7 protein-coding genes and 2 pseudogenes are annotated in these 6,156 nt (G+C 56.3%); 3 read left to right on the top strand and 6 right to left on the bottom strand.

Annotated elements, in window-relative coordinates; all coding sequences use genetic code 11:
- The 3 genes and pseudogenes from BGN91_RS17435 to BGN91_RS17425 all read right to left on the bottom strand — a co-directional run.
- Nucleotides 1-485: pseudogene (locus BGN91_RS17435) on the bottom strand (universal stress protein); the annotation flags it as partial.
- A gap of 78 nt (nucleotides 486-563) precedes the next feature.
- Nucleotides 564-1,127, bottom strand: a complete 564-nt coding sequence (locus BGN91_RS17430) for a Spy/CpxP family protein refolding chaperone (protein ID WP_292615306.1) — start codon at nucleotides 1,125-1,127, stop codon at nucleotides 564-566.
- Nucleotides 1,128-1,175: 48 nt separating this feature from the next.
- A complete protein-coding gene (locus BGN91_RS17425; RefSeq protein ID WP_292615304.1) occupies nucleotides 1,176-1,427 on the bottom strand; it encodes an SHOCT domain-containing protein in 252 nt (83 codons plus the stop codon).
- Nucleotides 1,428-2,078: 651 nt separating this feature from the next.
- On the opposite strand from BGN91_RS17425, the gene BGN91_RS17420 reads away from it, so the two are divergent.
- A complete protein-coding gene (locus BGN91_RS17420) occupies nucleotides 2,079-2,459 on the top strand; it encodes a hypothetical protein (protein WP_292615302.1) in 381 nt (126 codons plus the stop codon).
- Nucleotides 2,460-2,841: 382 nt separating this feature from the next.
- Here BGN91_RS17420 and BGN91_RS17415 read toward each other — a convergent pair whose 3' ends face one another.
- Both BGN91_RS17415 and BGN91_RS17410 read right to left on the bottom strand, forming a co-directional pair.
- Entirely contained in the window at nucleotides 2,842-3,294 is a 453-nt protein-coding gene (locus BGN91_RS17415) for an ion channel (RefSeq protein ID WP_292615301.1), read from the bottom strand.
- Between the two features lie 463 nt (nucleotides 3,295-3,757).
- Nucleotides 3,758-4,786, bottom strand: coding sequence for an IS110 family transposase (locus BGN91_RS17410; protein ID WP_292615299.1), 1,029 nt, complete (start codon nucleotides 4,784-4,786; stop codon nucleotides 3,758-3,760).
- 200 nt (nucleotides 4,787-4,986) lie between these two features.
- Here BGN91_RS17410 and BGN91_RS17405 point away from each other — a divergent pair.
- Nucleotides 4,987-5,514 (top strand): annotated as a pseudogene (locus BGN91_RS17405) (IS3 family transposase); the annotation flags it as partial.
- A gap of 109 nt (nucleotides 5,515-5,623) precedes the next feature.
- Nucleotides 5,624-5,851 (top strand): hypothetical protein, encoded by a 228-nt coding sequence (locus BGN91_RS17400; RefSeq protein ID WP_292615298.1) that lies wholly within the window; start codon nucleotides 5,624-5,626, stop codon nucleotides 5,849-5,851.
- 35 nt (nucleotides 5,852-5,886) lie between these two features.
- Here BGN91_RS17400 and BGN91_RS17395 read toward each other — a convergent pair.
- Nucleotides 5,887-6,156: hypothetical protein (locus BGN91_RS17395; RefSeq protein WP_292615297.1), on the bottom strand; the 270-nt coding region annotated here is incomplete at its 5' end.

Raw genomic sequence — 6,156 nt, 5'->3', positions numbered from 1 at the left:
GCGACCTCGAGAGATGACTCCCATGCGAGAAGAATCACCTTCGGACGCAAAGTACCTACCGCTCCCTTCGGTACAATGAGCACGGGACGCGCCGATTCGAAGAGCGCCCCTTTCAAGATTGCCTCGCGCAGTTGTCCTTCCTCCATTAGGCTACCGCAGATCACCGTCAGGTCGGCATATCGCGCATGCCGCCCGACCACGTCGTGGGCCCAAGTCATGTCCACATAAGCGCGATTTGCGTCGAACGAAATACCTGCCTTGGACACTATTGCGGTGATCTCTTCCACGCGATGATCGAGTCGGGCGGTATCTTCTTCCCTTTCTTCCGCTAGCGCCCCGTATTCCATGATCGGGGGCGGTGCAGCCGGTCCGATGACCAGAACGGAAAGGTGCGCATTTGCCTTGGCGCTTAGATCAATGGCCCTGCTGAGATCATCATCCGTATGGTCAAGTTCGACCACGGAAAGAATACTCTTGAAAGGCATTAATGCGTCTCCCCCATCGGCGTGACAGTTCTTGCGGAAGAAGCTGAGGCGGTCGAGAGTGCATCGTCGCGAGCCGCGTCACATCATGCACCCCGCACCGGTAAGCACCTCGTCTGCCTTCTTCTTTTGGTCGGCACTCAGTGCGGCGTAGAGCTTCGCAAGTGCCGGTTTAATCTCCTTGAGTGCGGCAAGCCGGCTGTCCATTGCGGCAATTCGCGCATCAAGACGATCGACCGGCGTCTTGGCTTCGAATATGGTCTTCATTGTCTGCCACATGCCTTGCATGTTTTGCAGATTGTCCTTGATCGCCTCCGCATAAGCATCCCATACGCTTTTTTGATCGTCGGTGATACCTAGCTCCGCTTTGAGGAAAGCGATACGCCCCACCGCAAAGGTCGACACCTGACCGTCAGGGGTACTTCCCATCATTGGACAGCCGCCCATCATGCCGGGGCCGTAATTGCCCATCATTCCCAGGCCGTAGCCAGGACCCATCATGCCATGTCCATAACCTTGTCCATACATCATTCCAGGGCCGTACCCTCTGTTGCCCATTTGGGCGCTAACTGGAGAAGAAATCGTCAAGGCCACAACCGCGATAACGCTCGCAAGCTGGATGGTAAAAATCGTTCGCTTCGACATGTCTGATCTCCCTGTTTGCAACGATGCGAATTTCACTGGAACGCGGCCTCAACCAGAAATTTCTTTCTTCTTTTGCAGAAACTCGTCGCGATCAATTTCTCCGCGCGCATAGCGCTCTTCGAGAATATCGATGCCAGATGAGCGCCGTGGCCGCCGCCCCGCGCCTCCATGAGATGGCGACCGTAAGAACCAAATCACACCAATGACCAGCGCGACGATAACCAGAGGCCAGATGATCATGTTAAATACTCCGCCGCCCCATCCCATCATGCCCCAATCATGACCATATCCCCACATCATCACTTATCTCCTCACGAGTCCGGTGGGGGACGCCGTCTTTTCAAACGCGACACACTACACTTTCCCGACGTGCTCATTTCAACTACAATGTAGCTGACTAGCGTTCTTTGAGGCAGATCAACGGACCACTTTCGCGCCTGCGGATCGATCCGATCAGCCGTTCGGCGTATGCATTTTATCAGGGTGAGCGAGGAGACGTTGGACGGTCTCGAATACCGATGGACCGAACCCGACGCAGGAATATTTCGCCGTAGGCACCATCGCGGTCCCGGACCAGGTAACGAGGGATTTGCTCCCAGCCACACGCCTCCGTCAGTGGTTGGCGATCTATTCGGCCGTCGGATGCCCGGTCGCCTGTTCTTGCTCATCTCGCGGGCCGCCTGATAGATCTCGGTTTCAAGACCGAACATGTGCAGGAGCGAGCGCTTCAAGGAAGCAAAGAACTCTGGCGCGGAATTCGTGGTCAGGAGCACGAAGCCAGCGCGCCAGAGCCTGTCGGATGATGCTGACAGCTGCGATAATGACAGCATTTCATAATATCGAAGGTGCGACCAGCATTTTGTTTTTGCAACTGTAATAGCCGCAGGGTTTGCTGCGGCATTGGGTGCTGTGCCAGCGTTAAGCCAGACGAAGCAAGAGCACGTTCACGCGATGGCGCAAACCGTCATGCCCTTCGATCTCAGCAAGACAGTGCATTTCTTCAAGATGACCGACACAGGCGGAGTACAAAGTGTCGTAGTCAAGGACACGTATGACAAGGACCAGATTCGGCTAGTCCGGCGTCATCTTCAACATGAAGCAAAAGCTTTTGAGCGTGGCGACTATGCTGATCCTATGTCGCTTCACGGCAAATCAATGCCGGGCTTGTCGGAGCTTGCAACCCACCATCAAGAAATCGCCGTCAGTTATTCAGAATTGCCACTCGGTGCGGCAATCACGTTCGAGGGTCGGGACAGGCACTTGGCTACAGCGATCCACCGCTGGTTTGGTGCCCAGTTATCAGAGCATGGATCAGATGCGCGGCCAGAATGAATCGCAGGGTACAGTCGAGCGAGGTCCTATTACGTGTGATGCGGTCGTCCGGGACAACTTTGGTTATGCTGTAACCCAACCGGCCGGCCGAAATAGACCGCCTTCGGGAGCTGATCTCGGGATGACGGTTTGACATTGGCGTACCGGGAGCACGGCACTTTAAAATGAGAAAGTTGCATCGGCGGAGGCGGGTTGAATCTGCGTGATGTTGTCCCGGAGAACCGCTGGTTGTCGGTACCTATACCGAAGCCCTTTCCCCATAGGAGCGCTTGACGAAACGCGACTACTCAACGCGGTGGCGTTCGACAAAACGGGTAACTTCGGCTTGAATGGCGAAAACAAGCATAGCCTGAATGAAATTCAGCATGCAGTAGGAAAACGTTCAATCGCTTCGGTCCTCATTCGTGCGGTCAGAATGCAGCGGCCAAAGCCGGTCCATCACGAAGTATGTAAACGAAGTCGACCACGCGATCAGAAATAAGCCATTGATACTTTCGAGGCCGGAAATGAGTCGAAACACGCCGGTTGGGTAAACGTCGCCGATTCCTAAAGTGGAATAAGACGTCGCAGAGAAGTAGAGGAAGTCAACGAAGTGCTCCTCGGTATGGCCCTTTAGGGATCCAAATCCAATTTGATCAAGCAGCAAATATGCGAAAGCATACAGCCAAACTTCAATCGTGTGGGCGATGAAGCATCCAAAAACGACGAGCAGAACTTTAAGGCGAACCGCGACCTTGAGTGATGGTATCAAAACGGACATGTATCGCAGCGTTTCATAGTGGATAACGATACATGCAGCGACCATGAACGTGGCGAGGGCGAGAGCTTTAAACATAGGGACCTTCCGAAAAAGCACGACTCACTCAATCTTGGCGCAATGATTTTTCGGCGCTTATTGATTCTCTCGCATTGCCTCGATGGCCAACCTACCGCTTTGCACGTAAGCGCTCATTTGATCCCCTGGTAGTGCATAACCGTCATGCGTCTGTCGGTCGCCGAGTGAACCGCGCCGGGTTTGCCGGAGGCACCATGTGTGGATGCCCCGTTTCATGCAAGTGCCATTCGCGTCTTCGAGCATGTGATCGGGTGCGGTCATGTGTCAGGCCTATGACGCGGCGTCGGAGGTGCCGCTGGCCGTCATGGAAATACGCGGATCAGGCGCAAATCAACTCGACGAGCTTTTCGCTCTTGGAGCCTCGGTGCATTTCCTGATCCCGATCAGACCGATCGTTTGCCCTTGACGTTCACGCCCTCCTCACATGCCGCCCATCATGGCCTCGCAGTCGCCGAGTAGGTGCTCAGGCTGCTGCGCTGCCAAGATCCCGATAGTCCTCTTTCTTCGTCAACATCGCCCATATTGAGCGAGCCATCTTGTTGGCCAACGCCATGGCAACCAGCATCAGCGGTTTGCGATCCAGCATTCGGGCGAGCCATGAGCCGGGTCGCGTGCCGCGGCGGGCGGCCCACTGTATGACGGCCATAGCGCCGATGATCAGCAGCCGTCGGATGTCCCGCTGGCCCATTTTCGAAGTGCGGCCGAGCCGCTGCTTTCCGCCTGTCGAATGTTGAACCGGCACCAGCCCGAGCCAGGCGGCGAAGTCGCGACCGCGCTTGAAGGTCGTCATGGGGGGCGTAAATGCTTCCACCGCCATGGCCGTGATCGGTCCGATTCCTGGCATTGTCTGAAGGCGGCGCGTCTCTTCCCCGCACTGGGCTTCGCGGCGAAGGGTTTTCTCCAGCTCTGCAATCTTGCAGCTCAACCGATCAATCTGCTCGAGGTATACGCGGCCAACATCACGAACCAGTTTGGGCATAGAAGGTTCAGCGGCGTCGATCGCGGCAGCCAAGGTTTTGAGATGAGCCGGACCTTGCGGTGCGATGACGCCGTGTTCGGCAAGATGCCCGCGCAAGGCGTTGATCAGCTGCGTGCGCTGACGCACCAGTAGATCGCGCGTCCGGAACACCATCGCCCTCGCTTGCTGCTCTTCGGTTTTCACCGCCACGAACCGCATAGTCGGTCGTGGTCCTGCTTCAGCTATGGCCTCGGCATCGGCGGTGTCGTTTTTCTGGCGCTTGACATATGGCTTGACGTAGCTGGGCGGGATGAGCCTCACCTCGTGGCCCAGCCCCTGTATGGCCCGGCCCCATTCGTGGGCGCTCGCGGATGCCTCTATGGCGACCACACAGGTCGGCTGTCGGGTCAGAAACGGGAGGACCTGAGAGCGAGCCATCCTCTTCCGGAATGCGACGCTGCCGTCGGCGTACGCGCCATGAGCGTGGAAGACGCGCTTCGCCAGATCGATGCCGATGATGGTGACGTTGTTCATGTCGTTCCTCCTATTGCCCGCAGCCCATTCTGCGATGGCAATTCTGCCACGCCGCTGGTTGGACGGGAGGGGCATCTACTCCATCAACTCCTGAGAGGATGGAGCCATGACAAGCAAGACGACGAACAAGTTTTCACCGGAGGTTCGGGCCCGTGCGGTTCGCATGGTTTTGGATCATGTCGGCGAGCACCCTTCGAAAGGCGTCGAGGCCGAACGTCCTCTGGCTCTCCGACTTCACCTACGTCGCAACTTGGATGGGCTTCATCTATGTCGCCTTCGTCATCGACGCTTATGCCCGCAGGATTGTGGGTTGGCGGGCTTCGCGCACGGCGCACGCCGGCTTCGTGCTCGATGCGCTGGAGCAGGCATTGCATGATCGACAGCCGGTCTATCGCAGCGGCCTCGTGCACCACAGCGATAGAGGCAGCCAATACGTCTCGATCAAATACACCGAACGTCTGGCAGAAGCTGGTATCGAACCTTCCGTCGGCAGCATCGGAGATTCCTATGACAATGCTCTCGCCGAAACCATCAACGGTCTCTACAAGGCCAAGGTGATCCATCGGCGCGGACCATGGCGTAGCTTCGAGGCCGTCGAGTTCGCGACCCTGGAATGGGTAGACTGGTTCAACAACCGGCGGCTCCTGGAGCCGATCGGCAACATTTCGCCGGCCGAAGCCGAGCAGCGCTACTATGCCATGCTCGAACAAACGGCTCTGGCGGCATAACTTAAACCAAATGGCCTCCGGCAAACCCGGCGCGGTTCAATGACGCTGCAGGAACTTAGGGCGGCTGTCGTCGTTATGTATCGCTACTTTTGAAAAGAGGAGATAGTGAATGAAGAAGCTCATCGTCTGCGGCACTTTTGCTATGCTTGGTCTTGGTCTCGGCATTCAGGCCGCTAGCGCAGCGGAGTTCTATATCGTGCGCGATGCCACCACCAAGAAATGCACGGTAGTCGATACGAAGCCGACTACTACGACCGTCACTGTGGTCGGCAACAGCGTTTACAAGACCAAGAGCGAAGCCGAATCCGCCGTCACAAAGGTTTGCACCGAACATTAAACCTCTGCACACAAATTACTGAATTTCGGCTCGTCCTATAAAGACGGGCCGTTTTTTCTGCTTTCTACTGGAAGAGATGCCTTGCGTGTATCGGGAACACATTGCCCCGGGCGGAATCTCCCCGCATCTCCTGATTCACCTGGAAAAATGTCTGATGTCCTAGACGGCACGTCCTTTTCGTCAAGCCAACGAATTGACATTCGCGTTGCGCCCACGGGATTATCAATCTGAGCTGCTGCCGGTTTGATGGACACCGAGATTGGGTGTTTCATGAGGCCGGAGGTTGCCATGCAGAGACGGAAATT

Source organism: Nitrobacter sp. 62-13 (genome assembly GCF_001896955.1).
Taxonomy (GTDB): domain Bacteria; phylum Pseudomonadota; class Alphaproteobacteria; order Rhizobiales; family Xanthobacteraceae; genus Nitrobacter.
Note: the sequence above shows the minus strand (reverse complement) of the source record. Positions and strands in the feature narration are given on the sequence as shown.

Bases quoted from the DNA above. Each gene is read 5' to 3' on its own strand.
- BGN91_RS17430 (WP_292615306.1), bottom strand. From the start codon at position 1,127: ATGTCGAAGCGAACGATTTTTACCATCCAGCTTGCGAGCGTTATCGCG.
- BGN91_RS17400 (WP_292615298.1), top strand. From the start codon at position 5,624: ATGAAGAAGCTCATCGTCTGCGGCACTTTTGCTATGCTTGGTCTTGGT.
- BGN91_RS17410 (WP_292615299.1), bottom strand. From the start codon at position 4,786: ATGAACAACGTCACCATCATCGGCATCGATCTGGCGAAGCGCGTCTTC.
- BGN91_RS17425 (WP_292615304.1), bottom strand. From the start codon at position 1,427: ATGATGTGGGGATATGGTCATGATTGGGGCATGATGGGATGGGGCGGC.
- BGN91_RS17415 (WP_292615301.1), bottom strand. From the start codon at position 3,294: ATGTTTAAAGCTCTCGCCCTCGCCACGTTCATGGTCGCTGCATGTATC.
- BGN91_RS17420 (WP_292615302.1), top strand. From the start codon at position 2,079: ATGGCGCAAACCGTCATGCCCTTCGATCTCAGCAAGACAGTGCATTTC.